Source organism: Flavobacterium rakeshii, assembly GCF_009741375.1.
GTDB classification, from domain to species: Bacteria; Bacteroidota; Bacteroidia; order Flavobacteriales; family Flavobacteriaceae; genus Flavobacterium; species Flavobacterium rakeshii.
This window is the reverse complement of the sequence record NZ_WOWP01000021.1, coordinates 13,839-40,497: the sequence shown is the minus strand read 5'-3', so window position 1 is coordinate 40,497 and position 26,659 is coordinate 13,839. Positions and strand designations below refer to the sequence as shown.

Genomic DNA, 26,659 nt, shown 5'->3' with positions numbered 1-26,659 from the left:
TTATAAAACCGCAAACAACGATAGCAAATTATTATGAATCAAACGGAGTTCGTAAATATTATTACTCCTTTTAAAGACCGTGTTTTCAGGCTGGCAAAACGGCTGTTAGTTAGTAACGAAGAAGCCGAAGATGCTACTCAGGAAGTTTTGGTAAGGTTATGGAAAAACAAGGCTAAGCTAGATAACTATTCGAGTGTGGAAGCCCTGGCTATGACTATAACAAAAAACTACTGCCTGGATCAGTTAAAGTCTAAAAGGGCTACCGAGTTGCGGATAGTGCACTCCAACTACAGTGATCGTGAACCGGGACTGCAAAAGCAAACCGAAGACCGCGATACCTGGCAGTGGGCAGAAAAAATAATGAATACGCTCCCCGAACAGCAGCGGCTTATTTTGCAAATGCGGGATGTAGAGCAATACGAATTTGAAGAGATTGCCAAAATAATGGAAATGAATGAAACGGCAGTGAGGGTAGCTTTATCCCGTGCCAGGAAAGCACTGAGGGACGAATTAACAAAAATGCACAATTATGGAATTAAGAGAAATTGAAATACTTATAGATAAATACTTTGACGCAGAAACCAGTATTGCTGAAGAAAACCAGCTTAAGATGTACTTTTCTTCACACGATGTGGCGCCTCATCTGGAGCAATACAGGCCAATGTTTGGGTATTTTGCCCATGAGAAAAACCAACGCTTTGAAAAAACGATACCATTAAAAACCAGAAAACAATATGTTACATGGCTATCGGTTGCAGCAAGCGTGGTGATTTTATTTGGGGTGTTTACCTTTATTGACAGGCAGCCTAATGATAATGACCTTGGTACCTTTGATGATCCCGAAGTGGCTTTAAGGGAAACCCAAAAGGCATTAAACCTGCTGTCGCAAAATGTAAATAAGGGGGCTAGCACTATAGGGTATCTCGAAGAATATGAATCATCAAGAAAAACAATCTTTAAAAAGTGAAAAAATGAAAAAGCTTATAGTAACCTTAATTGTAATGCTGGTACCGGTGCTGTTTTATGCACAGGGAGCATTTGATAAGTTTAACGACATAGACGATGTAGCGGTTATTGTTGTTGATAAAAGCATGATTGATCTTGCCAAAGAAATGAAAGTAGGCAAGAGCGAACAGGACATGGTAACTAAATTTACCGAAGGACTTGATAACCTTAAAGTGTACAGTACTGAAGTGAAAAAGTACAAAAAACAGCTAAAAGCTGCGGTAAAAGATTATCTTAGGGATAATAATATGAAAACGCTGGTTAGCGTAAAAGATGACGGCGAGGAAGTAAAAGTGTATGCTAAACAAACATCTTCAGATACTTTAGATGAAGTACTCGTATTTGTTGACGGAGGTGACGGTGATGAGACATTAGTTGTTACCTTTACGGGTAAAGTAAAATTGTAATAAAGTACCATAAACTTAATATATTACCACAAAATGAAAAAGCTGATTATAACCTTTGTATTAGTGCTAATGCCTACTTTGTTCTTCGCACAGTCAATGTTTGACAAGTTTGAGAATGAAGATGAGATAGTATCTATACTGGTTAATAAAAAAATGTTTGAACTTATGAGTGAGGTGAAAGCCGACTCAGGCGACCCAAATACCAAACAGCTTTTCAGTCTTATTAAAAGACTGGATAACCTAAAGGTATTCACTACCGAAAATGCTAAGTTCAAAGGAGAAATGAAAAAAACAGTGGATGCTTACCTTAAAAAATACCCGTTAGAAGAACTAATGCGTATTAATGAAGGCGGGCAAACCATTAAGATTTATGTAAAAACCGGAGCAACCCCATCTGAGGTTAAAGAACTGCTTATGTTTATTAACGGCGGAGAAGGTGACGATACCGTTTTAATGTCACTTACAGGTACTTTTGATCTTAAGGAAATATCTTTCCTTACCGATTATATGAAGATACCGGGAGGTGATAAACTAAAAAAGGCATCAGGTAAAAAATAAAAATCATGAAAACCATTCATTATCTTTTCGGGATTATGCTTGCCCTTATGCTAAGCTTAGTGTCTTGCGATTCGGGTCCGTCATTACAAAAGTACTTTGTTGAAAAATCAGAGTCTCAGGATTTCCTTGCCTTTGATTTAGGGACCAGTATTATAAAAGGGGATAAATTTGATTTATCACAAAAGGAGACAAAAGCGCTCGATGCAGTTAAAAAACTCAATATCCTGATTTTTAAAAGCGGGAATGAGAACGACCAACTGTATACAACCGAAGCTAAAAATGTAAAAGGACTGCTTAAAACAGGAGGCTATGATGAACTGATGCGTTTCGGTTCGGGTAAAAGCGGAGGCAGTATAAGCATGCTGGGCGAAAATGATGATATAGATGAGTTTGTGATTTACCTGCATCAAAACGGAGACAGTTTTGGGCTTATAAGGGTGCTGGGAGACGATATGACTCCGGGAGATATATTTACTGTAGTACAACTGATACAAAAATCAGGAATAGACATTGCGCAACTGCAACCGGCTCTTGATGCAATGAATGTAAATAATAACAGTGAAGGTTAATTTGATATAAATAATAGTTCTTAAAACGAAAAATCCGCTCTTGCAGCGGATTTTTTTATTTTTTGAAATATTTAAACGGAACGATTAGCATGCCAAAGCATTCGCCGTGTTCTTTCCCTAAGTGTTTGTGGTGCATTTTATGTGCTCTTCTTACCGCTTTTGCATAACGGTTGTTGGCATTACGCAAAAACTTAAAGCGCTGGTGTATAAAAATATCGTGTACAAAAAAGTAAGCTATACCATAGGCGAGTATTCCCAACCCAATAGCCAGCCCTATATCCAGTATTTGGTACTTCCATAACAGGAAGAACCCAATGCTAACTAAGGCATAGAATATAAAAAAGGCATCGTTACGCTCAAACCACGAGTCGTGATCTTTGCGGTGATGATCCCTGTGCAGGTTCCATAAAAAACCATGCATAATGTATTTATGTGTAAACCACGCCATAAACTCCATAATGCAAAAGGTTAATATAAATACCAGTATGTAAACTAACATGGTTTTGATTTTTATATAAAGTTAAAACGATAATTTAAATAACACTGTGCCAGTAAGCCAAATTTTTGATAATTAGGAACCCTTATTCTTCGGGTTTTAATTTCGGGAGATGGGGTAGCCTTTAGTTTTTTAAGTAGCTTTTTATAGTAGGCATAAGCAGTATATACACCAAACTTAGCTTCTACCGGTAACATTAAAATACCTCTGTAGCCTTCGGCAAGGTCGGCTTCAATTTCCTGAACTATCTGCTGTTTAATATCGTCTGTAATTTCGTTAAGGTTTAGGGAAGGGAAGTAGCTTCTTCCCAGTTCTTCGGTATCGGCTTTAATGTCTCTTAAAAAGTTTATCTTTTGGAAGGCCGAGCCTAATCGCATGGCAGGTCCTTTTAGTTCTTCATATCGGGCATCGTCATTATTCACAAAAACCTTTAGGCACATCAATCCTACCACATCTGCCGATCCATAAATGTATTCGTTGTATTCGGCAAGTGAGCTGTACTCCTTTTTTACCAAATCCTGCTTCATACTTTTCATAAAAGCATCAATCAGTTCTTTAGGTATATTGTACTGGTTAGCCGTATGCTGAAACGAATTCAGTACAGGGTTAAGGCTAATTTTATCACGCAGGGCGTTATTGAGGTCTTTCTCAAAAAGATCAAAAAGCTCTTCCTTATTGTAGTCGTGAAACGTGTCTACAATTTCATCGGCAAAGCGCACAAAGCCATAAATATTATAAATATCCTGTCTTATGCGGGGTGACAGCATTTTAACGGCAGAGGAGAACGAGGTACTGTATGACCTTGTTACATTCTTGCTGCAATCAAAGGAAACTTTATCAAATATTGATTTCATAACGTTTGGTAAAAGTTTGTTTGGATTGTTTGTATAATTGTTTTTCTATGAGTCCCGCTACCAGTTTCCCCGATATTAATGCAGGGGGAACGCCCGGTCCGGGAACGGTAAGCTGTCCCGTAAAAAACAGGTTTTTTACTTTGTTGCTTTTAAGCCCAGGCCTTAAAAAGGCGGTTTGCAACAGGGTATTGGCAAGGCCATATGCGTTTCCTTTATAAGAGTTGTAATCGTTTACAAAATCGTTTACACAAAACGACTCTTTAAAAAGTATACTGTCTTTAAGGCTTTGTTGTGTAAGGTTTTCAAGCCTTGTGATTATTTTTTCGAAATAGACTTCTCTTAATTTGGGAGTGTCCTCAAGCCCGGGGGCAAGCGGAATTAAAAAAGTTCCGGCTTCCATTCCCTGCGGAGCGGTATCACTATCAGTTTTTGCCGAGAAACTGGCATAGAATAAAGGCTGTTCAGGCCATTTAGGATCATCATAAATATCGGCTGCATGGTCGTCAAACTCCACATCAAAGAAAAGGGTATGATGTTCTACATTTTCTACAGGCTTGCTGAAACCAACATAAAACAGCAGGGAAGAAGGGGCGAAAGTTTTCTTTTCCCAATAACCCTCACTGTACTGCCTGTATTTTTTATCTAAAAGAGTTTCGGTATGATGGTAATCAGCACCGCTTAAAGTAATGTCGCCTGCTATTTTTTCTCCGTTTACAATAATGTGTGTGGCACGTCCGTCTTCATCTACTTCAATTTTTTCCACATTAGCATCGGTAACAAACTTCACACCCTGTTCAATAGCCAGTTGCTGCATGGCTTCCACAACGCTAAACATTCCGCCTTTAGGATACCAGGTGCCAAGGCCAAAATCTGCATAGTTCATAAAACTGTAAAACGATGGAGTATCGCTTGGTTTTGCTCCCAGAAACAGTACCGGGAATTCCAGTATTTGTACCAGTTTTTTGTTTTTGAATTCCTTACGGATATCTCTGGAAATATTACCAAAAAATTGCCCGAGCTTTGCGATGGTTTGTGGGGTAACCAATTCAAGTGGGGATAAACCCGGGCGGTATACTAAATCTTTTATAGCAATATCATAATTGCTTTTTGCTTCGGCTATAAATTTGCGCAGTTTGCTGCTGCTGCCGGGTTCTGTTTTATCAAACACACGGCATATCTCGTCAAGGTTATCACCTATGGTTATAAAATCGTTCATGCCAAAGCATACGCTGTAGGCAGGTGATAGCTTTTTTAACTCGTAATAATCTTTAGGGCGTTTCCCGAAATCTTCAAAAAAACGTTCAAAAACATCGGGCATCCAGTACCATGTAGGTCCCATATCAAAAGTAAATCCGTCTTTTTTTAACTGACGCGCCCTTCCGCCTATAATGCTGTTTTTTTCGTATACAGTAACATTACAGCCTGTACGGGCTAAATAGGAGGCAGCTGCCAAAGAGGAAAATCCTGATCCGATTATGTTTATGGTAGTGTTCATTTGTTTAATAAAAATAGAAAAAGATTAAACAATAACAAAGTAAACTTTTGTTAATTTATATCCTGTCGGTAAATTGGGCTATGCTGTTAAACACCTTAATGTTATGGTTTAAGGTGTCCTGATCCAGAAATTTTCCGTTTCTGCCAAAAACATAAAGCCTGGTATCGGTATCGTTTACTACCTGTTGTTTAAGGTTGTTTACGTAATTAGTTATCTCGTTATTGTCTGGCGCAATAGTACTATAGGTTATAAACGTAATTTTGTTAAAATAGGTTTTTACATCTCTTAGGTTTTCCATTGGTACACTCTCTCCTAAATATACGGTTTTATATCCGTTTAATACCAGTTCATAGTTAAGGAACATAAGTCCCAGTTCGTGTATTTCGTTTTGCGGCAGGTATAAAACGTAAGTCCTGTCGGTTTTTGTAGGAGGGGTTATTTGTATCTTCTCGGTGTTAGAAGCGAGCTTCTGCTTAATTAAAAAACTTATAAAATGTTCGTGTGCCGGTGTTATAGTGTTGGTTTGCCACAGGTAGCCTATTTCGCTAAGCAGTGGTATAAAGAATTCGTGGAATATCTCTCTAAATGATTTTTCCTGTAACAGGGAATTGTAAGTGTTTAAAAACAATGCCTGGTCAAAATTCATCATGGACAGCTTAAAGTTGTTCAGTACATGATCGGCCAGGTTGTTTTTTGATAAGATCTCTTTAACCAGTACGGGCAGCTTTTCGGGCGGCATTTTTGATATAGCCGATATTTTGTAACCAAAGTTGTGTAATGTGGTTATATTGAGTAGTTTCTGTAAATTTTCAATGTCGTAAAAACGTATGTTAGTATCGGTACGCATAGGCTCAAGGATATTATACCTTTTTTCCCAAATACGGATGGTATGTGCCTTGATACCCGAAAGGTTTTCCAGATCCTTAATATTGAATACGTTTTTAATTGTGTTCATTGTTTTTGTAAAATGATTAAACAAAATTAATAAAAATAATTTTAACCCAATCATAATTAATGAAAGGGTTACGTATTTTACTTACTTAGATTTAGTGTTTTCCTGTATTGTAAAACGTTTTATAGAATTGGACTTTTGTGCTTGTAAACCGAGCTACGACGGGTTATGCAATGTTTGTTCTATTATAACCTGCTTTGGGGACAAAGCGGGTTTTTTTGTGCTCTAAATTTAGATTACGTATTTTCCGCAATAAAATTCAGTATTTTCCTGTATTGCGAAATTGTAGGGGTAATCTCATCTTTGTACCACAACAAACCAATCGATCAATCTATTAACGCAAGTTTTAGAGATAAAAAGGCCCCGATAACCAACGGGGCTTTTTTCATGTAATATGGATTAGATTAACAGAATTTAAAATGAAAATTCTTTAACACTTACTTTGTTGTCCCACATTACTATACAGTTTTGAGACGGAATGGAATCCAGCTTTTCTGCATTTGCAGGACTATAAGTATATTTACCGTTTTTAAAGGCTATCTTTATGTATTGTTGCTTATCCTTTAAAATATCGGGAGAGAAAAGAATTATATCATTCCAGCCGTTTGTAGTTTTATCACTTCTGTAAATAGGGGAGTAAAGGTTGTTTAAAACAGCTATCTCATTTAGGTTATTATCTAAAAGCAAATAAGTGCATCCTTCTGCATTACAAAAATAACTTCCGTACAGGTGTACAAAGTAATCGTCTTTTCCGTCGTTATTAAAATCGGTTTGAAAGAAACTGAATTTTCTGTCGGCAGGCTTTAATATGTCAAAGTCTTCAAGATATTTTTGATGTAGGAATGTTTTAATTTTCTCTGCCGATTCTTTACTTGTAGTTAGTGTAGAATAATTTTTATTATTTTGATCACCAAGGGTAGGTTTCACTATTCCCATAGTATCAGCAGGCAATTCTGTAGTATTTTTTTCAGGCTCAATACTGTCGCTTTCGTTATTGCTTATAGCGGGTTTACATGAGTGCAAAAAAACAGGGATATAATCCCTGTAATTTGAACAAAATATATTTGTAAGTTGGATGTCATTGCTGGGTTTTGTAAGGTTAGTGCAAATATAATATAGTGTATAATGGATTGAAAAATAAACCACTATGTTTTCGTTTAAGGGTAAATAAAGACGATGAAATAGCTTTTGTATTTGTATTATTCCAGTGGAATACCGGTTAGGAAAATTTCGGTAGCTCCCTGTGAGTCCGATAGCCTTGAAGCCTTTTTGGTAAGGTACTTACTATTCTTTATGTTTTTAAAATAATAGCCGTTTTCTTCGCCTTCGGCTCTTATAGCTACCCACAGTTCATCTTCGGTAAATCCGGCAAGCGGAATATAATTCATGTTACTGTTAAGGTATTCCTGAGTTTCCTCGTTTTTAAGGGCAAAGCCTTTTCCGTGCTTTTCAAAAATAAAAGTGCAAACATCATTTTTAAAACTACGGCACATTTTACTGGCTTTGTTAGTCCTATATTCGTTATTGGCTTTATTTTTTAAATACCCTTTTACGGTTATGGCTTTTCGCCTTATAGGTACAAGGGGGGAGATCTCGGCATCGCCCGATGCATTTAATTTATCGGTAGTTATAACGCTAAAGTTGTGAGCAATGGCATACTCCCAGGCATCGCTACTGTTTACATTATATAGGCGGGTTATATAATTAGCATCATGATAGTAGCCCAGTTTTTTTCTGAATAGTTCCTTATAAGGCTGATAAGGTGCATATATAGTACTGAAAAAAACAATATTCCCTTTTTCAGGAATATCTTTTAGTGTAGATATTACTCCTTCGCTAAAACAGTATCGGTTTTCAATATCGTTATTGGCATATTTATTTTTACGGTCGGAGTTTCCTGTAAGGCAAAAAATAAACTTTCCGCGCATTTGGGCTAAAGTAGGCCATCCGTTATTTTTTACGTTTTCGGCAAGGCTAAGGCTACTGTTTTTTATAAGTTGTCCCGGTTTAAAAATAAGCTCCTTTCCAAAATAACATTTAAGGTAGGTGTCTATTTCATCATGAAAGTTAGCATCAATACCATTAAGGTTGTTAATTTCAAGATTAATAAGTACCGGGTAGTGGTTTGGTGTCGCATTGTGCCATTCCTGTAACTTTTTTAAGTGGATGCTTAACGATGTTTCGGTTGTAGTAAATCGCGACAGGGCAAAAAAGCTTGATTCTATGCTTTTGTAAGGGTTAAAAGGGGTGCTATGCCTCCATGCCCGAAACTCAAGACTAAGACAACCGCAATTGTCGGGTACATTTGGGTTAAAAGCCAGTTGTTCCTCCAGTGTTTCTCTGTTTTTACTGCAATTGCCGGAAGCCTTAAAGATAACCTGATTGTACTTTAAGCTTTCCATCGTTAAATATTGGTTGGTTGGTTTGTGTAGCAAAGTTATGGCTATCCGTAAAGGTTTCCGCGAGTATAATTACCTGTTTTTTTACACTGCGTAAAAACACCTGTTGTGGTTAAAGGCTTAGTTTGACAAGGATAAAAAAAGTCCGTCACTAATTAGCGACGGACTTTATCAGTAAAAAAACAGACCTTATTTCGGGTATGTTTTTATTTGTATGGTAATCAGTGAAGTATGTCTGTTGTGTCGGCAATAAGGGATTTCATGAGTTCATCCGCTTTTCGGTGTTTAAGTATTGGGGCTATTTGTCCTCCCCAAAAAAGCACCATATCGTGTTTTTGTTTTTCCAGTGCCGCCTTTCTTAAAACCGACATAAAAGTAGTTTGTAACGGGAAAGGGAGTAAATCATTTTCCTTACCTATTAAGTCAAGTCCTAGCTGTGTACTGATGCCTCTGCCCAGGCGACCCGTGTAGGCGCGGCTAAGCATTGTGTATTTTGCAGCATCACTAAATAAGGCTTCTTTGTGTGCAGGCAATGCACCCGATTCTTCGCAGGCTAAAAAGGCAGTGCCAATTTGTACTGCATCGGCACCCAAGGTAAATGCTGCGGCTATCCCGCTACCTGTGGCAATACCTCCGGCAGCAATAACAGGAACACTTACTTTTTCCTTTATAAGTTGTATTAATACAAAAGTACCTGTTGTAGACTGTTCTGCAGGGGCAAGGAACGATGGACGGTGTCCTCCGGCCTCAAACCCCGAGGCTATTATCATATCGACTCCCGTATTGTTTAATGCAATGGCTTCATCGAGTGTTGTGGCAGCACCTACCAGTTTTATACCGCGTTTACGGCATTGTTCCATTACATCTTCCGGCAACAGTCCAAACATAAAACTGAATACTTTAGGTTTTATATCAAGGATAGCCTGTAACTGATTCTCAAACCTTGACTTAAACGGAGCAGGTTTATCGGGCATTTCGACTCCTGCCTTATCAAAATAAGGTTTAAAGCGTTGTTTGGTATATTCGTATACCTCATTGCTAACGGTGCCGTTTATGGCATCGGTGTCTGAAACCCAAAGATTGATATTATAAGGGTTATTAGTAAGTGCTTTAATTTGTTTGTCAATGTCATAAATATCCTGTGGGCTCATGGTGTAGGCACCATACCCGCCAAGACCTCCCATGTTTGAAACAGTAGCTGCCAGTTTTGGTGTAGAGAGTCCGCCGCCAAAGGGTCCCTGCATTATTGGGTATTTAATACCCAGCATCTCGGTTACTTTATTATTGTACCACATGGTTTAAGGGTTTAAAAATTGTTATTCGTTTACATTTGTGAGGGCTTTGTTTACTATTACCCATTTACCGTTAAGCTTATGAAAAGTAAGTAAATCGTAGTAATTAAAGGTATACATTTTTAGGTTTACTTTAGCCATTGCTATAGTGTTAATCACATCAATAGCTATGATTTTTCCTTTAAACACTGTGCCATAATCCTTTGGGCTTACCCTGTTAGCAACTCCCTCTAAATATTCTTCCAGTGTTTTGGCATAGGGTTGCCCGTTTACATCGCCAAACAGTAGAGTGCCGGGATTAAAAAGTTCCCTGAGCAGGTTAATATCTCCTTCATACAATCCTTTAAAATATAGTTGTTCCAATATTTCGGCAATAGCCAAACTATCCTGTTTTGTAGTATCCATGTCTTAAAATTTGGTTACAAAACAAAGTTCGCTATTAAAACACGCTAAAAAGGGTGACCTATATCACTTTTAAAATACTTTAACTGTAGCCTAATTAATCAATTTATAAAGATGGTTTTCTTTCAAAGTGGTACTCCTAAAAATAAGACTATCATGTAATTCTATTTTTAAGAGTGTGTAAAATAGGTTTTAATTATTATGATATAGAATTAATTGATTTTAAACTCCTTTGATTATCTGTCTTAAAATCATAACTTTATATGGTTGAGTAACAACAAAAAAATGAACAAAGTATTAACCAATCATAAATTATTAAATTATGGGAAAAGAAAACGATATCAGTAAATGTCCGTTTCATAACGGCAGTATGAAAAGCAATGTTGCCGGTGGGGGAACCCAAAACAACGACTGGTGGCCTAAAAGGCTTAAAGTAAGTGTGCTGCGACAAAACTCATCGCTGTCTGACCCTATGGATAAAGACTTTAATTATGCCGAAGCTTTTAACAGCCTTGATCTTGAAGAAGTAAAAAGAGACTTGCATGCACTGATGACCGATTCTCAGGACTGGTGGCCTGCCGATTTTGGACATTACGGTCCGTTATTCATTCGTATGGCATGGCACAGCGCCGGAACGTACCGTGTAGGTGACGGTCGTGGTGGTGCAGGTGCAGGGCAACAACGTTTCGCTCCGCTTAACAGCTGGCCTGATAACGTTAGCCTTGATAAGGCTCGAAGACTGCTTTGGCCTATCAAACAGAAATATGGAAAAAAAATATCGTGGGCCGATTTAATGATACTTACCGGTAATGTGGCCTTAGAGTCTATGGGCTTTAAAACATTCGGTTTTGCCGGAGGTCGTGAAGATGTATGGGAGCCTGAAGAAGATGTATACTGGGGTAGTGAAACAACCTGGTTGGGCGGAGATATCCGTTACGGGCATGGTTCTGAAGGTGTAGTAGAAGGACACGGTGTAACAGTATCTGACGATGATGCCGACGGAGACAAACATACACGCGACCTTGAAAATCCTCTTGCAGCCGTACAGATGGGACTTATATATGTAAACCCTGAAGGGCCAGACGGAAATCCCGACCCTGTAGCAGCAATACAGGATATTAGAGACACTTTTGGTCGTATGGCAATGAACGATGAGGAAACGGTGGCGCTTATTGCCGGAGGACATACTTTTGGCAAAACACACGGAGCTGCATCTGCAGATAATGTGGGGGCTGAACCGGAAGGAGCCGACCTTGAGTTACAGGGACTGGGCTGGGTAAATAGCTACGGTACGGGTAAAGGCGGTGATGCCATTACCAGCGGACTGGAAGTGACCTGGACCAAAACACCTACACAGTGGAGTAACAACTTTTTTGAAAACCTGTTTGGTTACGAATGGGAACTGACTAAGAGTCCGGCAGGGGCACACCAATGGGTGGCTAAAAATGCTGATAATATAATACCTGATGCTTTTGACGGAAGTAAAAAACACAGGCCTACAATGCTTACAACCGACCTTTCCTTAAAATTTGACCCGGAATATGAAAGGATATCAAGACGCTTTTATGAAAACCCTGATGAGTTTGCCGATGCTTTTGCAAGGGCATGGTACAAACTAACGCATCGTGATATGGGACCTAAAACGCGTTACCTTGGTCCTGAAGTACCACAGGAAGAACTGCTGTGGCAGGATCCAATCCCTGAAGTAAACCACGAACTGGTAAACGACAGTGATGTGGCTGCACTAAAAGCAAAAGTACTGGAGTCGGGATTAAGCGTGTCAGAACTTGTATCTACAGCATGGGCTTCTGCCTCAACCTTCCGCGGATCAGACAAAAGGGGAGGAGCAAACGGAGCACGTATCCGTTTAGCACCACAAAAAGACTGGTTGGTAAACAACCCAGTACAGTTACAAAAAGTACTGGGTAAACTGGAAGATATTCAAAACAGCTTTAACGCCGCTCAGGGCGGAGGTAAAAAAGTATCGCTGGCCGACCTTATTGTTATTGCCGGGGCTGCCGGAGTAGAAAAAGCAGCCAGAGATGCAGGGCATAATATTACTGTGCCAGTTGCAGCCGGGCGTATGGATGCCTCACAGCAGCAAACCGATGTAGAACAGTTTGGTTACCTTGAGCCGTTTGCCGATGGTTTCCGCAACTACCGCAAAGGGAAATCGCAGGTGTCTACCGAAGAACTATTAATAGACAGGGCGCAATTGCTTACCCTAACTGCGCCTGAACTTACAGTGCTTTTAGGAGGTATGCGTGTACTTAATACTAATTTTGACGGATCGAACTATGGTGTGTTTACCGATAGGCCGGGGCAGTTAACAAACGATTTCTTTGTGAACCTGCTGGATATGAATACCGAGTGGAAAGCCACATCTGACGAAAGGGAAACTTACGTAGGCAGCGACCGTAATACAGGTAAGGCGAAATGGGTAGGTACGCGTGCCGACCTTGTTTTTGGTTCGAATTCAGAACTTAGGGCAGTTGCTGAGGTATATGCCAGCGCCGATGCCAAAGATAAGTTTGTAAACGACTTTGTGGCTGCCTGGAATAAAATTATGAATGCAGACAGATTTGATTTAGCGTAATTATATTGTTTACTAGTTATTGAAAAAGCCAGTCGGGAGACTGGCTTTTTTTATTCCATTTCGCTAAACATCTGGACCATTGCATTAGCAGCATCTTTAGAGTGCATACGTTCTCCGTTATCAAGGGACTCCTGTGCTATGCCCGATGCCCTTTTGCGCATACCTTTTTCGTAGGCAGCAATGGCATCGTGTACAGTAACATACTCGGCTGAGGTTAGGTATTCACTAAGCTCCAAAGCATCTTTCATTGCCATATTAACACCTTCTCCTGCAAACGGAGGCATTACGTGTGCGGCATCGCCAAGCAGGGTAAGGTTAGGCTGTGCTTCCCAGTACTGGTTAAGCGGCATGCAGTAAATAGGGCGGGGTATAAAAGGTGTTGCAATGTTTTCAAACAGTTCATACCAGTTGCTGTCCCATTCAGCATATTCGTTTTTAAACCATTCCAACAGCTGTTCTTTACTGTTACAGTCTATATTATTTGCCTCAGCCCAGTTTTCATCGGTTTTAAGGCTAATGTAATACCCAAGGTCTCCGTTACCTTTAAGTCCGGTAAGTAAACACTTTCCGTTGCCAAAAGCCATTATCTTACCGCCGTTGGTTAATTTATAAATGTTTGGTGCACCTTTTTCGGCATTGGGAACGCTTACCTCAATCATGGTAATACCTGAATAGAATGCTTTTATATCGGTAAGATAGGGGCGTATTTTTGAGTTAGCACCATCGGCAGCAATAACAATATCGGCATAAGCAGTAGTTCCGTTTTTAAAATGCAGTAACCAGCCTTCGTTTTGCTTTTCCATAGCGATAAAATGACAATCCCATACTACGGTTTCGGGTTGCAGGGAGTCCAGCAGTAACATTCGTAACGGACCACGGTCTATCTCAGGTCGGAAGCCTTCGTTGTCAAAGTCTTCTCTGTGAGTAGTGTCGTGGTCGCTAAACAGTACTTCGCCAAGATGGTTTGTCATGGTGAGCCTGTCGGCACCGGGGCGGTAGGCTTTTTTGAATTCCTCAAGCAGGTTAGCGGCACGCAGCGCTGCAATCCCCGAATCCTTATGAAGATCCAGTGGCGAACCCTGCACACGGGCATGCTTGTTAAAATCCCTTTCGTATACTTTTACATTGGCTCCTTTAAGTTGCAGGAGTCTTGCCAGTGTTAGTCCGCCGGGACCGCCACCTACAATTGCTATTTTTTTGTTGTTTAATTTCATACCATTAATTTTAATTAACGGTACAAAGTTATTTTCGTTTCAGGAGGGATAATAGTACAAATCGGTCGTCTTTGTTTTTGGACAGTTCTTTTGGTACTACGCCCGAGAATTTTTTTATCTCCTTAATGAAGTGATTCTGGTCGGTAAAGTTAAGTTCGGGGAACAGTTTTCCTTTGGCAACATGTTCCAGTGATTTCCTAAAGCGGAGTATATTGCAATAGGATTTTAGGGAAAGCCCGAGGTACTGGTTAAAGTAACGGTTAATTTGCCTGCTGCTCCATGATACGCTTTGGGATAGTTGCTGTACTGTCATTTCTCCCTTAGATTCGTAGATAAGGTTAAACAGTTTGCGTTTCCTTTCGTCAATCTCTTTCGGGATAAGTGTTTTTACTTTATCGGAAATCTTTTTATAAAAGGCATCAAAATCGTTGAGGTCGGTATCATTAAAACCCCAAAAGTTATTCGGGTAGTTTTGTGCACTGTTTAGAAATTCGGCTATGGAAGTCTGTAAAATATACTCTACCGCCAGGGGTTTAAAGCTAATAGCAAAGTTTAGAGTTTGTGGTGTAACGCTTCGTTGCTCGGGTTCGGTTTCCAGTCCCATGAGTGTTACATGAAAAGGCTCGGTAGCCGAACGGGAAAAAAACAGGTCTATGCGTCCGTCGGGCAATACAACAACATCCCGTGGTTCATCGGCCGGATTATGAAACACCCCGATGCTTTCCACAAAGTCGGCCAGTGATTCTTCCGGTTCTATGAATTTACAATAAAAAGTGTCGTTGTTCATGGCTTTTTTACCTCTTGGGGTAGCATTAAAATTTGTCCCTCTTCAATGTTCCAGTATTTATATACAAGGTCTGTTTTAGGTTTAATATAAGTGCTGTCTATAGTGTATATACCCCCGCTTGATATATACGTTTTTGTATGTCCTTCATATTCCAGTTGTAGCTCAAACAACACAGGGAATGGTAAGTCTTGTTTGTTTACTTTTTCGACATTATTAAAGTCGGTCATAAAACGATCTATAAGACTGTCCTGTAGTTTTAGTTTCCTATCCTTAACTAAAATTGAAACACTTTTAGGCAGTGATTCGGTTTTTGTGTAATTCTTACCACAAGAGCAGTAAATACTACATAGCGCTAAAAATAAAACGCTTATAAGTTTTATATTTTGAAACAGCTTTTTCATTGTTTATAGTACAATGATTTAAAAGTAGTAAAATTTCTACGTAGGATAGCCCAACTAACATTTAAAATGTTTTTACTTTTGATGGAAAGTACATCTTAAAACCATCTTTTATATAAAAAACATGATTGAAGAAATTAAAGTTGTTAATGATACCATTCCTTTTGAAGTATATACCGAATTAAGAGTAAAATGCGGATTATCGGCTAAATCACTACAGGCTGCTAAAACCGGACTAAGCAATTCATTACACTGTGTAATGTTAGTGCATAATGATCAGGTTATAGGAATGGGACGTATTATTGGTGATGGAGGCTGTTTTTGCCAGGTGGTAGATATTTGTGTAGATCCAAACTATCAGGGTAAAGGACTTGGAAGGCTTATTATGGCAAATCTTACCGATTTTATTAATAACCATCTTCCGGATTCCTGTTATGTTAGCCTAATAGCCGACGGAGATGCCTCATACCTGTATGAAAAGTTTGGGTTTAAAGATACAATGCCAGCTTCTAAAGGGATGTTTTTAAAAGTAGAGAAAGCGAAATAGTTATTCATTTTCAAGTCGGTAACGAATAGCTTCTTCAAGCACATCTATATTTATATCCTTTAAGGCTTTAAACTTAATGCAGTAGCCTGTTACGCTGGCTTTGCCTATTTTTTCTCCATAGGTTTGAGCAAGGTACTTTTTATCTTTCAGTCCCAGTATATATACCGATATTCCTGTTTTGTTTGCGCTTACACCAATTTGGAAAAAATCACGGGTACTACCGTTAGCATATTTAATAACAAAGAAACCGTACCCTATTGTAGGGTTGGCAACCGTTTTATTGTTACTGTCAACACCACTATCAAACCACAGTTTCCCTTCGGGTAGTATTTGTAGCATGAGGTTGTGTAGTTGTAGCATGTCGGCACGCTTAGGTTCGGGCTGGCTGTCTATGTGTTCCTGTATTTGTTGCTGTACGTTCATGTAAGTGAGATGTTACTTTTTTAAAGATGCAATGTACTTATAAGTATTAATATTTAGATCTTTCCTCTTCAATAGTTCTAAAGGTTAGGTTTACCCGCAGAGTAGTAATCTTTTTTGTAGGCGGTAAACGGTGAAGCCAATGCTCTTGTGTGGTATCTTTCATTACCAGTAAACTACCGTGTTCTAAAAAGAGATCTATTTTTTCCTTGCTTTCTTTGTGCTTAAAGGCAAATTTTCTTTCTGCACCAAAACTCAGTGAGCCTATTGCTCCGTTTTTCTTTAGGTCTGTTTCTCCGTCGCTATGCCATGCCATCCCTTCGTTTCCGTCGTGGTACAGGTTAAGCAGGCAGGAGTTAAACGTTTCGCCTGTTTCCTGTTCGGTTAAAAGTTTTAGTTCCTGTAGTTCTTTTGTCCAGGGTAATGCATGTTTTGTGGTGTTCGAATAAGTGTATTCAAACGGCTTTTCGCCATACCAGGCTACCTTACGTTTGGTTATTATCCTTTTCCCGAAAATTACTGCTTCGTCATTTCGCCATTCTATGGTTTCCAAAAGCTTTTTCAGGTAAAAGTCGGCTTGTTCTCTGTTTAATATCCTACCGTAATAATTTACTGTACCCTCATACGGAAGCCAGTTTTTTTCTTTACCGGTTGTTTGGTCAAATAAGTCCATCTTTCCATTTTTTGTATTCAGTAACTCCTTTTTTTTAATCATTGCCCGGTTATAAAATCTGAAACCTGCTATGTTTGGAGATACAGGAAAGGTATTAAAAAATAAAACCCGTTACAAAACGGGTTTTATTTAATTTGATGAGGCTATTGTTCTTTTTAATTAGGTATGTACTTCAAATTCAACATCATTTTACTATAGCCAATTGTACTACAAATTTTGTTGTTTCATTTTTTAATCCGACATCTTCATATTCAAAATCAAACATCATGGTAAGTTCGAGTTCGATAAAGTCTTTTTCAAGTTTTAAGAATCTGATTTCGGTTACATCTACAGGGTTGTGAGCGTTTCTTAGAAAAACAGAACCATCAATATAACCTTCATTTGGGTTTACGGGGAAGGAAACGGTTTTTCCAACATAGCTATGTAGGTTTTCAGGCAATTCAATGGCATGCAAATCTATCGATGTAGAGATGATTTCATTGTCCAGAACAAATTTGGATACAGGTAGGACGATAGAATAATAGTTTTCTTCTTCTATTTTAAACTGTCCTTTTAGAATCTCCCATTTTGTAACCGAAAAATCATTTGTCAAATCAGGATAATCACCTGGATTTTCTTCAGCTTCTTTTAAATCGAGGTAAGTTTTACCCTTTTCAAATTCGGTCACAATATCTTCAATGTATTCAGTAGTAGGTTTGGCTCCGTGTTTCCAGAAAATTTCTATCATTCTAAAATCATCTGTATAGGACGCCCATTGTATACCGGTAGTATCGTTTTGTAGAAGGGTATTGGCGTCAAATCCGTTTTGTAGTACGTTTTCTACAGCTTCGTAGTTTCTTTCTGCTATATAGTCTAAAAGTTTTTCCGGAGTCATAATTATTTTTTTAATGGATAGTAACAGAAGCTCCAATATCTTTAAAAAAAAATTAAATAACAATAAAAAAACTTTAGAAGGATGGCTTGCCGGAAGCTATAAAAAAAGCCTGAGAAACTAAATTCTCAGGCTTTTTTTGTTTGTGACCATGACTGGATTCGAACCAGCACACCTTGCAGCACCACCCCCTCAAGATGGCGAGTCTACCAATTCCTCCACATGGCCGTTGAGTATAAAGCAAAAAAAAAAAGTTAAGCATAAAGAACGCTTAACTTTTTTTGTGACCCGACTGGGGCTCGAACCCAGGACCCCAACATTAAAAGTGTTGTGCTCTACCAACTGAGCTATCGAGTCATTGCTTTCAGGGATAAATAATTTTGGTCTTTCTTAGTGACCCGACTGGGGCTCGAACCCAGGACCCCAACATTAAAAGTGTTGTGCTCTACCAACTGAGCTATCGAGTCATTATTCATTCCCTGAATGCGGGTGCAAATATACGCATGTATTCTTTATAATTCAAAGCGAAAATGTCATAAATTTGAGTTTTTTTTTATTAATTTATTTAACGCCTTAATTTATAGGGATTTATTATATGAAAAAAATTTTGCTGTCAGGCTACATGGCCTCCGGAAAGTCAACAATTGCGCAGTTATTATCAAAAGCATCGGGAATTCCCTACAGGGATTTGGATGATATTATAGCAGAAAATGCTCAAAAAAGTGTTTCGGACATATTTTCGGAAGACGGAGAAATAAAATTTCGCAAACTGGAACACGAAGCGCTTAAAGCCGCTCTAAGCGACGATAAAGGTTTAATACTTGCCTTAGGGGGCGGAACACCGTGTTATGCCAATAACCACGAGTTTTTAAAGCGTGACGATGTTATGTCGATATATTTAAAGGCTAGTATACCCGAACTGTTAAAAAGGTTAAGGGCAGACGGGAGCGGAAGACCGTTGTTTGATAAACAACCGCCGGAGGAGCAGGAGGAGTTTGTAGCCAAACATTTGTTTGACCGCAGTTATTTTTACCATCAGTCAAAACACGTAATCCTGACAGATGGTAAAACAACCGAGAATATTGTTAATGAAATTATGAGCCTGTTTTAATTTTAGCTTAAATAGGCATACTCTTCATTATCATTAAATACTACATGTATATGTTCCTGTAGTGAGGTAGAAAGCGATAGCCCTTTAAAGTCGGCTTTAACGGGGTATTGCTTGTGGTTGCGGTCTACAAGTACCGCAGTTTTGAATTTTTTAAGCGGAACATGAAGAAAATGCTTAACGCCATATATAAGGGTAGTGCCGCTGTTAAGTACATCGTCTACCAGTACAAGAGCTTTGTTAGCATATTCTTCGGCAGGGATAGAGGTGATAACTTCCTCAATAGGGTTTTGCTTGTTTATTTTTACCTCACACAGGGTAACCTTTAGGTCAGAGATTTCGTCTACCATTTTGGCCAGCTTTTCGGCAAAAACATAACCGTTAGATGCAATTCCGGCAATAACAACCTCCTTTTCATCTACAAAGGTTTCATATATCTGGTAGGCAATTCTTTTAGTTTTATGTTCTATTTCCTGTTGTGTAAGGATTATATTTTTCATTGGGTATTGTTTTAGTTTTTCAAAGATAAAAAGTGTTTGGGTATAACGAAGCTTTTAAAAGTTATATTTCGCTATCCTCTCCGGTAATGAAATCGTCGTCAAAATCATCGGCATAATCGTCCAGGTCACGCCTGTCTTTTTTGGTAGGGCGTCCGGTGCCTTTAGCGCGGTAATAATCTTTAGACAGTTTAAGCAGTTCCAGGTGTTCAAACGCTTCTGCCGGAGTTTCATCCTTACGGTAAATATCCACAAGTTTAGCCCCAACACGGTTTGGCGGAATGTCTAACACGGTAAGTTTATAGTTTATCTGGTCTTTTCTTACGGTAAGCTTATCGGTAGGGTATACCTCACGCGATGGCTTTGCCTGCTGCCCGTTTATGGTTATGTGACCTTTCTTACAGGCTTCGGTTGCAATATTGCGGGTTTTATAGTAGCGAATGCACCATAAATATTTATCTATCCTCATACTAAATCCTTAAATTCATTGTTATAAAGCAATACAAAAATAAATGAAAATTGTATCTTGCGCCCATTAAAAAAAATTAAAATGAAGAGATGTTTGATGGCTTTAAGCCTGTTGTCTTTAGCTTTTTTAGGTTCATGTAAAAAAGATGACGATACCAGTATTGCTCCGCCAAGGGATTATGGTGAACAATATGTGACCGATAAGGCTGATTTAGAAAATTATCTGAATACCCATTATATAGTTAGTGTTGATGAAGATTTTACTATTGTTATAGACTCTATAACCGAAGCTAATCCGCAAACATCTATTTGGGAACAAACAGAATATCCTTTAATGAACAAGGTTGTTACGCTTGACGACGTAGAGCATACATTATACTACCTTGTACTTAATGAAGGTGCAGGCGAGAATCCTACAAAATACGACCAGGTAAAGGTGGCTTACAGAGGCTGGAAGTTAGATGATAAACAATTTGATTATAACCCATATCCTGAAAGTTTTAACTCACTATTTGGACTTATTACAGGATGGCAGGAAATAATCCCTTTGTTTAAAACAGGTATTTATAATGATATACCCGGTAATCCTGATCCTGCAAGTTTTACAGATTTTGGTGCTGGTGTAATGTTTTTACCTTCTGCTTTTGGTTACTACGACAGTGCTCAGGTAAATATCCCATCATATAGTCCGCTTGTATTTAGTTTTAAACTGTATGATATGAATATTTTTGATTCAGATGGTGACGGTATTCCTAACCGTTATGAAATAAACCCTGAAGACGGAGATATTTTAAATTATGATACAGATGGCGATAGTATAGCAAATTATCTTGATACAGATGATGATAACGACGGTTACCCAACAAGAGATGAAATTACTATACCGGGTACTGATGAGGTTTATGATTTTGAAAACATACCTACCTGTAGTAGCGGAATTAAATTACACCTTGATTCTGCCTGTCATCAGGAAATAGACTAAGAGATAATAAAGATATTTTAAAAAGCCTCTGCAATTGCAGAGGCTTTTTTTATGGTGTATTTTATAGTAATGAAAGCATAGGTGTAAAAAAAATCCCAACCGTTAGGTTGGGATTTTTAATGTATTGTAAGGGAGAATTATTTTCTCTTTATTACTTTTTCTACAGCAGCAACAATAGCTTCGTTGTTAAGCTTGTACTTATCCATAAGCTGGGCAGGAGTACCACTTTCACCAAAACTGTCGTTAACAGCAACAAATTCCTGTGGAGCAGGGTTATTTGCAGCAAGTGTGCGTGCAACGCTCTCACCAAGACCACCAAGAACATTGTGCTCTTCGGCAGTAACTACACATCCTGTTTTAGCAACCGATTTAAGGATAGCTTCCTCGTCAAGTGGCTTAATAGTGTGGATGTTAATAACCTCGGCAGAGATACCTTTAGCTTCAAGAGCCTCAGCAGCAACAAGTGCTTCCCATACAAGGTGACCTGTAGCAACAATAGTAACATCTGTACCTTCGTTTAACATCACAGCTTTACCAATTACAAACTCTCCGTTCTCAGGAGTGAAGTTTGGTACAGAAGGACGACCGAAACGTAGGTATACAGGACCGTGGTGCTCTGCAATAGCGATAGTAGCCGCTTTAGTTTGGTTATAATCACAAGTATTGATTACAGTCATGCCCGGAAGCATTTTCATCAAACCTATATCTTCAAGTATTTGGTGTGTAGCACCGTCTTCACCTAGTGTTAAACCGGCGTGAGATGCACATATTTTTACATTTTTATCTGAATAAGCTACTGCCTGACGGATTTGGTCATAAACCCTACCTGTAGAGAAGTTGGCAAAAGTACCTGTGTAAGGAATTTTACCACCTATTGTCATACCTGCAGCCATACCAATCATGTTAGCTTCGGCAATACCTACCTGAAAGAAACGCTCAGGGTGGTTAGCTTTAAAGTCATCCATTTTAAGCGACCCGATAAGGTCAGCACAAAGTGCAACAACATTTTCGTTTGTTTTACCAAGTTCTGTAAGGCCTGCACCAAAACCAGAACGAGTATCTTTATTTCCTGTATTTGTGTATTTTTTCATTTTGCTAAAATTAGTAGTGAGAATTGAGTAGTGAGAATTCAGAAATCTCAAATCCCATATCTGTTATCTCAAATCTTCTATTAATAATCTCCTAAAGTTTCAGGGTTTTGAGCTAAAGCTTTTTCAAGTTGCTCATCGTTAGGAGCTTTACCATGCCATGCATGAGTATGCATCATAAAGTCTACACCGTTACCCATTTCGGTATGAAGCAGTACACAAACCGGTTTTCCTTTACCTGTTTTAGCTTTAGCTTCGGTCATTCCGGCTACAACAGCCTCCATGTCATTACCTTTTTCAATGTCAAGAACATCCCATCCAAAGGCTTCAAACTTAGCTCTAAGGCTTCCCATGTTAAGAACCTCGTCTGTAGGGCCGTCAATTTGTTTTCCGTTAAGGTCAACCGTAGCGATAATGTTGTCTACTTTGTAAGCAGCAGCATACATGATAGCTTCCCAGTTTTGACCTTCCTGTAGCTCACCATCACCGTGAAGGCTGTACACAAGGTGATTGTCGTTGTTTAATTTTTTTGTCTGGGCTGCACCTACAGCAACGCTAAGTCCCTGTCCAAGTGATCCAGATGCGATTCTTACACCTTCAAGACCTTCGTGAGTTGTTGGGTGACCCTGAAGTCTTGAGTTAATGTGACGAAACGTAGCAAGCTCTGATACAGGGAAGTATCCGCTTCTTGCAAGCACGCTGTAAAATACAGGAGAGATGTGTCCGTTAGAAAGAACAAAGATATCTTCGTTAATTCCGTCCATGTCAAAACCTTCCTTACGGTCCATAAGTTCCTGGTAAAGTGCTACCATAAATTCAGCACATCCAAGCGAACCTCCAGGGTGTCCTGAGTTTACCGCATGAACCATTCGAAGGATGTCCCTTCTTACCTGAATCGTTAAATCGTTTAGTTGTTGTGTGTTAGCCTTCATTTTTATAATAAGTTAAACTGGGTGCAAAAGTAATTCTTATTTTTGCTATTGGCAAATTAATTTCACTTACTAAAAAAGCCGTTTCGGTAATCCGTTTTTTTCTGTTTTTCTCCCCATACCCCTCTTTTCATTTCAATATCATTATCATATTCAATATCATTGTCAATGTCATTGTCAATGTCAGTGTTTTGCATCTGTTTTGCAAAACCTTTGCAGGGGTTTTGTAAAGGTGTTTCTTTTTGATTATTAAGGCTTTAGGTTTTTAAAGTTGTTTTTTTACAGGTAAAGTTTAGATTATACGATTATTAGTATTGTTATTTTTTGTGTGAAGTGTTGGTTACATCGGGCAGCAAACGGTTAACAAATTTATTTTTTGCAGCCGTTTTGCAAATTTACCTTAGTAACCGCCCTGTTTTTCAGTGTAAAAATCTCATATGTATTACCTATCTTTGCGCCTTGTAAAAACGGAATATGAAATTTGATTTAATTACCAAAGATCCTCAGTCTAAAGCCAGGGCCGGTTTAATTACTACCGACCACGGACCAATAGAAACGCCTATTTTTATGCCGGTTGGTACCGTAGCTACCGTAAAGGGAGTACATCAGCGTGAGCTTAAAAACGATATTAACCCCGATATAATTTTAGGTAACACTTACCACCTGTACCTGCGTCCGCAAACCCCAATACTGGAAAAAGCGGGAGGACTTCATAAGTTTATGAACTGGGACAGAAACATCCTTACCGATAGTGGAGGATACCAGGTATATTCGTTATCGGGCAACCGTAAGATTAAGGAAGAGGGAGTTAAATTCAAATCACACATTGACGGTTCGTACCACTTTTTCTCGCCCGAAAGCGTAATGGAAATTCAGCGTACCATTGGTGCCGATATTATTATGGCGTTTGACGAGTGTACTCCATACCCATGTGATTACCGTTATGCAAAACGCTCCATGCACATGACGCACCGTTGGCTGGATCGTTGTATTGCCCACCTTGAAAAAGTTCCGGTAAAGTATGGTTACGATCAGGCATTTTTCCCAATTGTACAGGGGAGTACTTATAAGGATTTAAGGGCACAATCGGCCGAATATATCGCTAACGCTGGCGCTGTAGGTAATGCTATTGGCGGACTCTCTGTAGGAGAACCGGCAGAGGAAATGTATGCAATGAGCGAGGTGGTATGTAATATACTTCCGGAAGATAAGCCACGTTACCTTATGGGAGTAGGTACTCCTATTAATATATTAGAGAATATCGCCCTTGGTATAGATATGTTTGACTGTGTTATGCCTACGCGTAATGCCCGTAACGGTATGTTGTTTACGGCAAACGGTAGTATTAACATTAAAAATAAAAAATGGGAGGATGATTTTTCTCCTATTGATGAAATGGGCATCACTTTTGTAGATACCGAATACTCTAAAGCTTACCTAAGGCACCTTTTTGCTGCAAACGAATTTTTAGGAAAACAAATAGCAACCATACACAATCTTGGTTTCTATATGTGGTTGGTTCGTGAGGCAAGAAAACATATCTTAGCGGGAGATTTCCGTGAGTGGAAAGAAAAAATGGTAAAACAAATGAGCCAAAGGCTGTAACTATATTCAAAACGAACCGGAGTGAAAATAATAGACTGGTACATTTTAAAAAGATACCTGGCAACGTTTTTTGTAATGTTGCTTATGTTTATTCCCATAGGGATTGTTATAGACGTATCGGAAAAAATAAATAAAATACTGGCTAAAAATGTGCCCTTTGCCGAAGTTGCAGGCTATTATGGTGATTTTACTCTGTATTTTGCCAATATGCTGTTCCCTATATTTCTGTTTCTTTCGGTTATATGGTTTACGTCAAAGCTGGCTAATAATACAGAGATTATTGCCATATTGGGGTCGGGTATATCGTTTATGCGATTTTTAAGGCCTTATCTTATAGGAGCTACGTTTATATCACTGCTTGCATTAGTTATGGGATTCTTTTTTGTGCCAAAAGCCAGTAAAGGATTCAATGATTTTAGGTATACCTATTTAAAGAATAATGCCAAGATTAGGGAGAGCGATCAGGTATATAAACAGGTTAACGATACTCAAAGTATATATGTAGGGACATTTAACTATGTGTCTAAAACAGGAAGTAAATTTAATCTTGAAACATATAACGGAGATGTACTTGTTTCTAAGATAAATGCCAATACCATTACATGGAACCCTAAAGACAGTACCTATACTTTATATGGTTACAATAAAAGAATTGTGGGCGATGGTGCTACTAATGATGTAATTATAAGGGAGTCGCAAAAAGTAATGAAACTGCCTTTTGAGCCTGATGAACTTACTCCAACGGTTTATGTTGCTGAGACTATGACACTTGGTGAACTAAACAAATTTATTGAGAAAGAAAAGAGAAGAGGATCAGCTAACATAGACAGTTATCTGGTTGTAAAATATAAAAAGTATAGTATACCCGTTTCGGCATTTATCCTTACTATTATCGCCGTAGCCGTATCTTCCATGAAGCGAAGGGGAGGTATGGGAGTAAACCTGGCCATGGGAATTGGTTTAGCGTTTTCTTATGTGTTTTTTGATAAAGTTTTTGGTACAATGGGGGAGAAATCAAGTATGTCACCGCTTCTGGCTGTTTGGATCCCAAATGTAACCTTTGGTATTTTAGCTATTTTCCTTTTAAGAAATGCCCGGAGATAAATTAAAAAGTTATTTACACCTTCATTTAATAGTATTTATATGGGGGTTTACTGCTGTTATCGGAAAACAAATTACGATTGATGCCCTTCCACTGGTGTGGTATAGAATGGGTATAGCAGTACTGCTTGTTTTGCTGTATGCAAAAATCACAAAAGTTTCATTAAAAGTACCTAGTAAAACACTTTTAGGTTTCCTGTTTGCAGGGCTTGTTATAGCACTGCACTGGTTTACCTTTTTTAAGGCTATAAAAGTGTCTAATGTTTCGGTTACACTGGCATGTCTTTCAACCGGAGCCTTTTTTACCTCGTTATTAGAACCGCTCCTATATGGGCGAAAGGTAATATGGTATGAGGTAATGTTCGGGTTATTTGTAGTGGCCGGGCTATACATTATATTTAGTTTTGAGGGTGACTACCTGTATGGTATACTGTTGGCATTATCATCGGCATTCCTGTCGGCAACCTTCTCGGTCATTAACGGTAAATATGCTGTAAAGCATAATGCAACTCAGGTATCGTTTTGGGAACTGCTTGGAGGAGTTTTCTTCCTTACTATATATATGTTGTTTGCAGGTAACTTTACACCTCAGTTTTTCTCCCTTACCGGTGAAGACTGGTTATGGCTGTTTGTACTGGCATCTGCATGTACGGCTTATGCATTTATAGCATCGGTTAAGGTAATGAAGTTTTTAAGCCCATATACCGTTATGCTTACTATAAACCTGGAACCTATTTATGGGATAATTCTTGCGGTTTTAGTGTTTAAAGGGGACGAAAAAATGAGCCCTGCATTTTATTTAGGAGCTGCTATAATTCTTAGCACCGTGATATTCAATGGGGTAATAAAGAATTACCCAAAAAACAAACTTAAAAAAATATAATTCTTTCTTTCTAAAGGTAAAATTCTATCTTTGTAGTTCGAACTATATTAAAAAATCTGCCTG

General features: G+C 38.7%; 31 protein-coding genes and 3 tRNA genes. 12 read left to right on the top strand and 22 right to left on the bottom strand.

What is annotated here, in order from left to right; translation table 11 throughout:
* The first annotated feature begins 33 nt into the window (after nucleotides 1-33).
* From GN157_RS06835 to GN157_RS06815, 5 genes are read left to right on the top strand one after another with little or no spacing between them, the layout of a single operon-like run.
* On the top strand, nucleotides 34-549 hold the full coding sequence (locus GN157_RS06835) for an RNA polymerase sigma factor (RefSeq protein WP_157482401.1): 516 nt from the start codon (nucleotides 34-36) through the stop codon (nucleotides 547-549).
* The gene (locus tag GN157_RS06830) at nucleotides 530-967 is read left to right on the top strand and encodes a hypothetical protein (protein ID WP_157482399.1); all 438 of its coding nucleotides are present in this window, start codon (nucleotides 530-532) and stop codon (nucleotides 965-967) included. The genes GN157_RS06835 and GN157_RS06830 overlap by 20 nt, the downstream gene beginning before the upstream one ends.
* A gap of 4 nt (nucleotides 968-971) precedes the next feature.
* Nucleotides 972-1,412: a DUF4252 domain-containing protein gene (locus GN157_RS06825; protein ID WP_197429413.1), complete on the top strand. Its 441-nt coding sequence runs from the start codon at nucleotides 972-974 to the stop codon at nucleotides 1,410-1,412.
* 33 nt (nucleotides 1,413-1,445) lie between these two features.
* Nucleotides 1,446-1,970, top strand: a complete 525-nt coding sequence (locus GN157_RS06820; protein ID WP_157482395.1) for a DUF4252 domain-containing protein — start codon at nucleotides 1,446-1,448, stop codon at nucleotides 1,968-1,970.
* A gap of 5 nt (nucleotides 1,971-1,975) precedes the next feature.
* A complete protein-coding gene (locus GN157_RS06815) occupies nucleotides 1,976-2,539 on the top strand; it encodes a DUF4252 domain-containing protein (RefSeq protein ID WP_157482393.1) in 564 nt (187 codons plus the stop codon).
* A 55-nt stretch (nucleotides 2,540-2,594) separates the two neighbouring features.
* Here the strand turns inward: GN157_RS06815 and GN157_RS06810 are convergent, their stop codons facing one another.
* The 8 genes from GN157_RS06810 to GN157_RS06775 form a co-directional block, all read right to left on the bottom strand.
* Nucleotides 2,595-3,038, bottom strand: a complete 444-nt coding sequence (locus tag GN157_RS06810) for a sterol desaturase family protein (RefSeq protein ID WP_157482392.1) — start codon at nucleotides 3,036-3,038, stop codon at nucleotides 2,595-2,597.
* 11 nt (nucleotides 3,039-3,049) lie between these two features.
* On the bottom strand, nucleotides 3,050-3,889 hold the full coding sequence (locus GN157_RS06805) for a phytoene/squalene synthase family protein (protein ID WP_157482390.1): 840 nt from the start codon (nucleotides 3,887-3,889) through the stop codon (nucleotides 3,050-3,052).
* A complete protein-coding gene (locus tag GN157_RS06800; protein ID WP_157482389.1) occupies nucleotides 3,873-5,384 on the bottom strand; it encodes a phytoene desaturase family protein in 1,512 nt (503 codons plus the stop codon). The genes GN157_RS06805 and GN157_RS06800 overlap by 17 nt, the downstream gene beginning before the upstream one ends.
* 55 nt (nucleotides 5,385-5,439) lie before the next feature.
* Entirely contained in the window at nucleotides 5,440-6,339 is a 900-nt protein-coding gene (locus GN157_RS06795; protein WP_157482387.1) for a MerR family transcriptional regulator, read from the bottom strand.
* Between the two features lie 411 nt (nucleotides 6,340-6,750).
* Nucleotides 6,751-7,359, bottom strand: coding sequence for a hypothetical protein (locus GN157_RS06790; protein ID WP_157482385.1), 609 nt, complete (start codon nucleotides 7,357-7,359; stop codon nucleotides 6,751-6,753).
* A gap of 176 nt (nucleotides 7,360-7,535) precedes the next feature.
* Nucleotides 7,536-8,738: a Ca2+-dependent phosphoinositide-specific phospholipase C gene (locus tag GN157_RS06785; protein WP_157482383.1), complete on the bottom strand. Its 1,203-nt coding sequence runs from the start codon at nucleotides 8,736-8,738 to the stop codon at nucleotides 7,536-7,538.
* A gap of 218 nt (nucleotides 8,739-8,956) precedes the next feature.
* Complete coding sequence (locus tag GN157_RS06780; RefSeq protein ID WP_157482382.1) at nucleotides 8,957-10,030, bottom strand: NAD(P)H-dependent flavin oxidoreductase; 1,074 nt, start codon at nucleotides 10,028-10,030, stop codon at nucleotides 8,957-8,959.
* Between the two features lie 21 nt (nucleotides 10,031-10,051).
* Nucleotides 10,052-10,432: a nuclear transport factor 2 family protein gene (locus GN157_RS06775; RefSeq protein WP_157482380.1), complete on the bottom strand. Its 381-nt coding sequence runs from the start codon at nucleotides 10,430-10,432 to the stop codon at nucleotides 10,052-10,054.
* 319 nt (nucleotides 10,433-10,751) lie between these two features.
* Between GN157_RS06775 and katG the strand changes: the two genes are divergently transcribed.
* Nucleotides 10,752-13,025 (top strand): catalase/peroxidase HPI, encoded by a 2,274-nt coding sequence (gene katG, locus GN157_RS06770; protein ID WP_157482378.1) that lies wholly within the window; start codon nucleotides 10,752-10,754, stop codon nucleotides 13,023-13,025.
* 50 nt (nucleotides 13,026-13,075) lie between these two features.
* Here katG and GN157_RS06765 read toward each other — a convergent pair whose 3' ends face one another.
* From GN157_RS06765 to GN157_RS06755, 3 genes are read right to left on the bottom strand one after another with little or no spacing between them, the layout of a single operon-like run.
* On the bottom strand, nucleotides 13,076-14,239 hold the full coding sequence (locus GN157_RS06765; protein WP_157482376.1) for an FAD-dependent oxidoreductase: 1,164 nt from the start codon (nucleotides 14,237-14,239) through the stop codon (nucleotides 13,076-13,078).
* 28 nt (nucleotides 14,240-14,267) lie between these two features.
* Nucleotides 14,268-15,026 carry a helix-turn-helix domain-containing protein gene (locus tag GN157_RS06760; RefSeq protein WP_157482374.1) on the bottom strand — a complete coding sequence of 253 codons (759 nt, stop codon included), beginning with the start codon at nucleotides 15,024-15,026 and terminating at the stop codon, nucleotides 14,268-14,270.
* On the bottom strand, nucleotides 15,023-15,427 hold the full coding sequence (locus GN157_RS06755) for a hypothetical protein (protein ID WP_157482372.1): 405 nt from the start codon (nucleotides 15,425-15,427) through the stop codon (nucleotides 15,023-15,025). Before GN157_RS06755 ends, GN157_RS06760 begins: the two co-directional genes overlap by 4 nt.
* Before the next feature lie 121 nt (nucleotides 15,428-15,548).
* On the opposite strand from GN157_RS06755, the gene GN157_RS06750 reads away from it, so the two are divergent.
* A complete protein-coding gene (locus GN157_RS06750) occupies nucleotides 15,549-15,971 on the top strand; it encodes a GNAT family N-acetyltransferase (protein WP_157482370.1) in 423 nt (140 codons plus the stop codon).
* Here GN157_RS06750 and GN157_RS06745 read toward each other — a convergent pair whose 3' ends face one another.
* The 6 genes from GN157_RS06745 to GN157_RS06720 form a co-directional block, all read right to left on the bottom strand.
* The gene (locus GN157_RS06745) at nucleotides 15,972-16,394 is read right to left on the bottom strand and encodes a DUF1801 domain-containing protein (protein WP_157482368.1); all 423 of its coding nucleotides are present in this window, start codon (nucleotides 16,392-16,394) and stop codon (nucleotides 15,972-15,974) included.
* A gap of 46 nt (nucleotides 16,395-16,440) precedes the next feature.
* Nucleotides 16,441-17,064 carry an alpha-ketoglutarate-dependent dioxygenase AlkB family protein gene (locus GN157_RS06740; protein WP_157482366.1) on the bottom strand — a complete coding sequence of 208 codons (624 nt, stop codon included), beginning with the start codon at nucleotides 17,062-17,064 and terminating at the stop codon, nucleotides 16,441-16,443.
* A gap of 184 nt (nucleotides 17,065-17,248) precedes the next feature.
* On the bottom strand, nucleotides 17,249-17,938 hold the full coding sequence (locus GN157_RS06735) for a hypothetical protein (RefSeq protein WP_157482364.1): 690 nt from the start codon (nucleotides 17,936-17,938) through the stop codon (nucleotides 17,249-17,251).
* Nucleotides 17,939-18,081: 143 nt separating this feature from the next.
* Nucleotides 18,082-18,163 (bottom strand) — tRNA-Leu (locus GN157_RS06730).
* A 56-nt stretch (nucleotides 18,164-18,219) separates the two neighbouring features.
* Nucleotides 18,220-18,292: transfer RNA gene (locus tag GN157_RS06725), tRNA-Lys, on the bottom strand.
* Between the two features lie 37 nt (nucleotides 18,293-18,329).
* Nucleotides 18,330-18,402: transfer RNA gene (locus GN157_RS06720), tRNA-Lys, on the bottom strand.
* 128 nt (nucleotides 18,403-18,530) lie between these two features.
* Here GN157_RS06720 and GN157_RS06715 point away from each other — a divergent pair.
* Nucleotides 18,531-19,046: a shikimate kinase gene (locus GN157_RS06715; RefSeq protein ID WP_157482362.1), complete on the top strand. Its 516-nt coding sequence runs from the start codon at nucleotides 18,531-18,533 to the stop codon at nucleotides 19,044-19,046.
* A gap of 2 nt (nucleotides 19,047-19,048) precedes the next feature.
* Here GN157_RS06715 and GN157_RS06710 read toward each other — a convergent pair whose 3' ends face one another.
* Both GN157_RS06710 and GN157_RS06705 read right to left on the bottom strand, forming a co-directional pair.
* Nucleotides 19,049-19,543, bottom strand: a complete 495-nt coding sequence (locus GN157_RS06710) for a phosphoribosyltransferase family protein (RefSeq protein WP_157482360.1) — start codon at nucleotides 19,541-19,543, stop codon at nucleotides 19,049-19,051.
* 61 nt (nucleotides 19,544-19,604) lie between these two features.
* The gene (locus tag GN157_RS06705; RefSeq protein WP_157482358.1) at nucleotides 19,605-20,009 is read right to left on the bottom strand and encodes an RNA-binding S4 domain-containing protein; all 405 of its coding nucleotides are present in this window, start codon (nucleotides 20,007-20,009) and stop codon (nucleotides 19,605-19,607) included.
* Between the two features lie 81 nt (nucleotides 20,010-20,090).
* Between GN157_RS06705 and GN157_RS06700 the strand changes: the two genes are divergently transcribed.
* Nucleotides 20,091-20,990 (top strand): FKBP-type peptidyl-prolyl cis-trans isomerase, encoded by a 900-nt coding sequence (locus GN157_RS06700; protein ID WP_157482357.1) that lies wholly within the window; start codon nucleotides 20,091-20,093, stop codon nucleotides 20,988-20,990.
* A 137-nt stretch (nucleotides 20,991-21,127) separates the two neighbouring features.
* On the opposite strand, the gene GN157_RS06695 is transcribed toward GN157_RS06700, so the two are convergent.
* The 3 genes from GN157_RS06695 to GN157_RS17995 all read right to left on the bottom strand — a co-directional run bounded on the left by GN157_RS06695 (nucleotide 21,128) and on the right by GN157_RS17995 (nucleotide 23,204).
* Nucleotides 21,128-22,081 (bottom strand): transketolase family protein, encoded by a 954-nt coding sequence (locus GN157_RS06695; protein ID WP_035135841.1) that lies wholly within the window; start codon nucleotides 22,079-22,081, stop codon nucleotides 21,128-21,130.
* 80 nt (nucleotides 22,082-22,161) lie between these two features.
* On the bottom strand, nucleotides 22,162-23,010 hold the full coding sequence (locus tag GN157_RS06690) for a transketolase (protein ID WP_035135843.1): 849 nt from the start codon (nucleotides 23,008-23,010) through the stop codon (nucleotides 22,162-22,164).
* 62 nt (nucleotides 23,011-23,072) lie between these two features.
* Nucleotides 23,073-23,204 carry a hypothetical protein gene (locus tag GN157_RS17995; protein WP_262884913.1) on the bottom strand — a complete coding sequence of 44 codons (132 nt, stop codon included), beginning with the start codon at nucleotides 23,202-23,204 and terminating at the stop codon, nucleotides 23,073-23,075.
* 277 nt (nucleotides 23,205-23,481) lie between these two features.
* Here GN157_RS17995 and tgt point away from each other — a divergent pair, with 277 nt between their 5' ends.
* Genes tgt through GN157_RS06675 form a run of 3 tightly spaced genes read left to right on the top strand, consistent with a single transcriptional unit; the run spans nucleotide 23,482 to nucleotide 26,596 of the window.
* Nucleotides 23,482-24,612, top strand: coding sequence for a tRNA guanosine(34) transglycosylase Tgt (tgt, locus tag GN157_RS06685; protein ID WP_035135844.1), 1,131 nt, complete (start codon nucleotides 23,482-23,484; stop codon nucleotides 24,610-24,612).
* 21 nt (nucleotides 24,613-24,633) lie between these two features.
* Nucleotides 24,634-25,716 (top strand): LptF/LptG family permease, encoded by a 1,083-nt coding sequence (locus tag GN157_RS06680; protein ID WP_317163511.1) that lies wholly within the window; start codon nucleotides 24,634-24,636, stop codon nucleotides 25,714-25,716.
* Nucleotides 25,703-26,596 (top strand): DMT family transporter, encoded by an 894-nt coding sequence (locus GN157_RS06675; RefSeq protein ID WP_157482355.1) that lies wholly within the window; start codon nucleotides 25,703-25,705, stop codon nucleotides 26,594-26,596. Before GN157_RS06680 ends, GN157_RS06675 begins: the two co-directional genes overlap by 14 nt.
* Nucleotides 26,597-26,659: the final 63 nt, after the last annotated feature.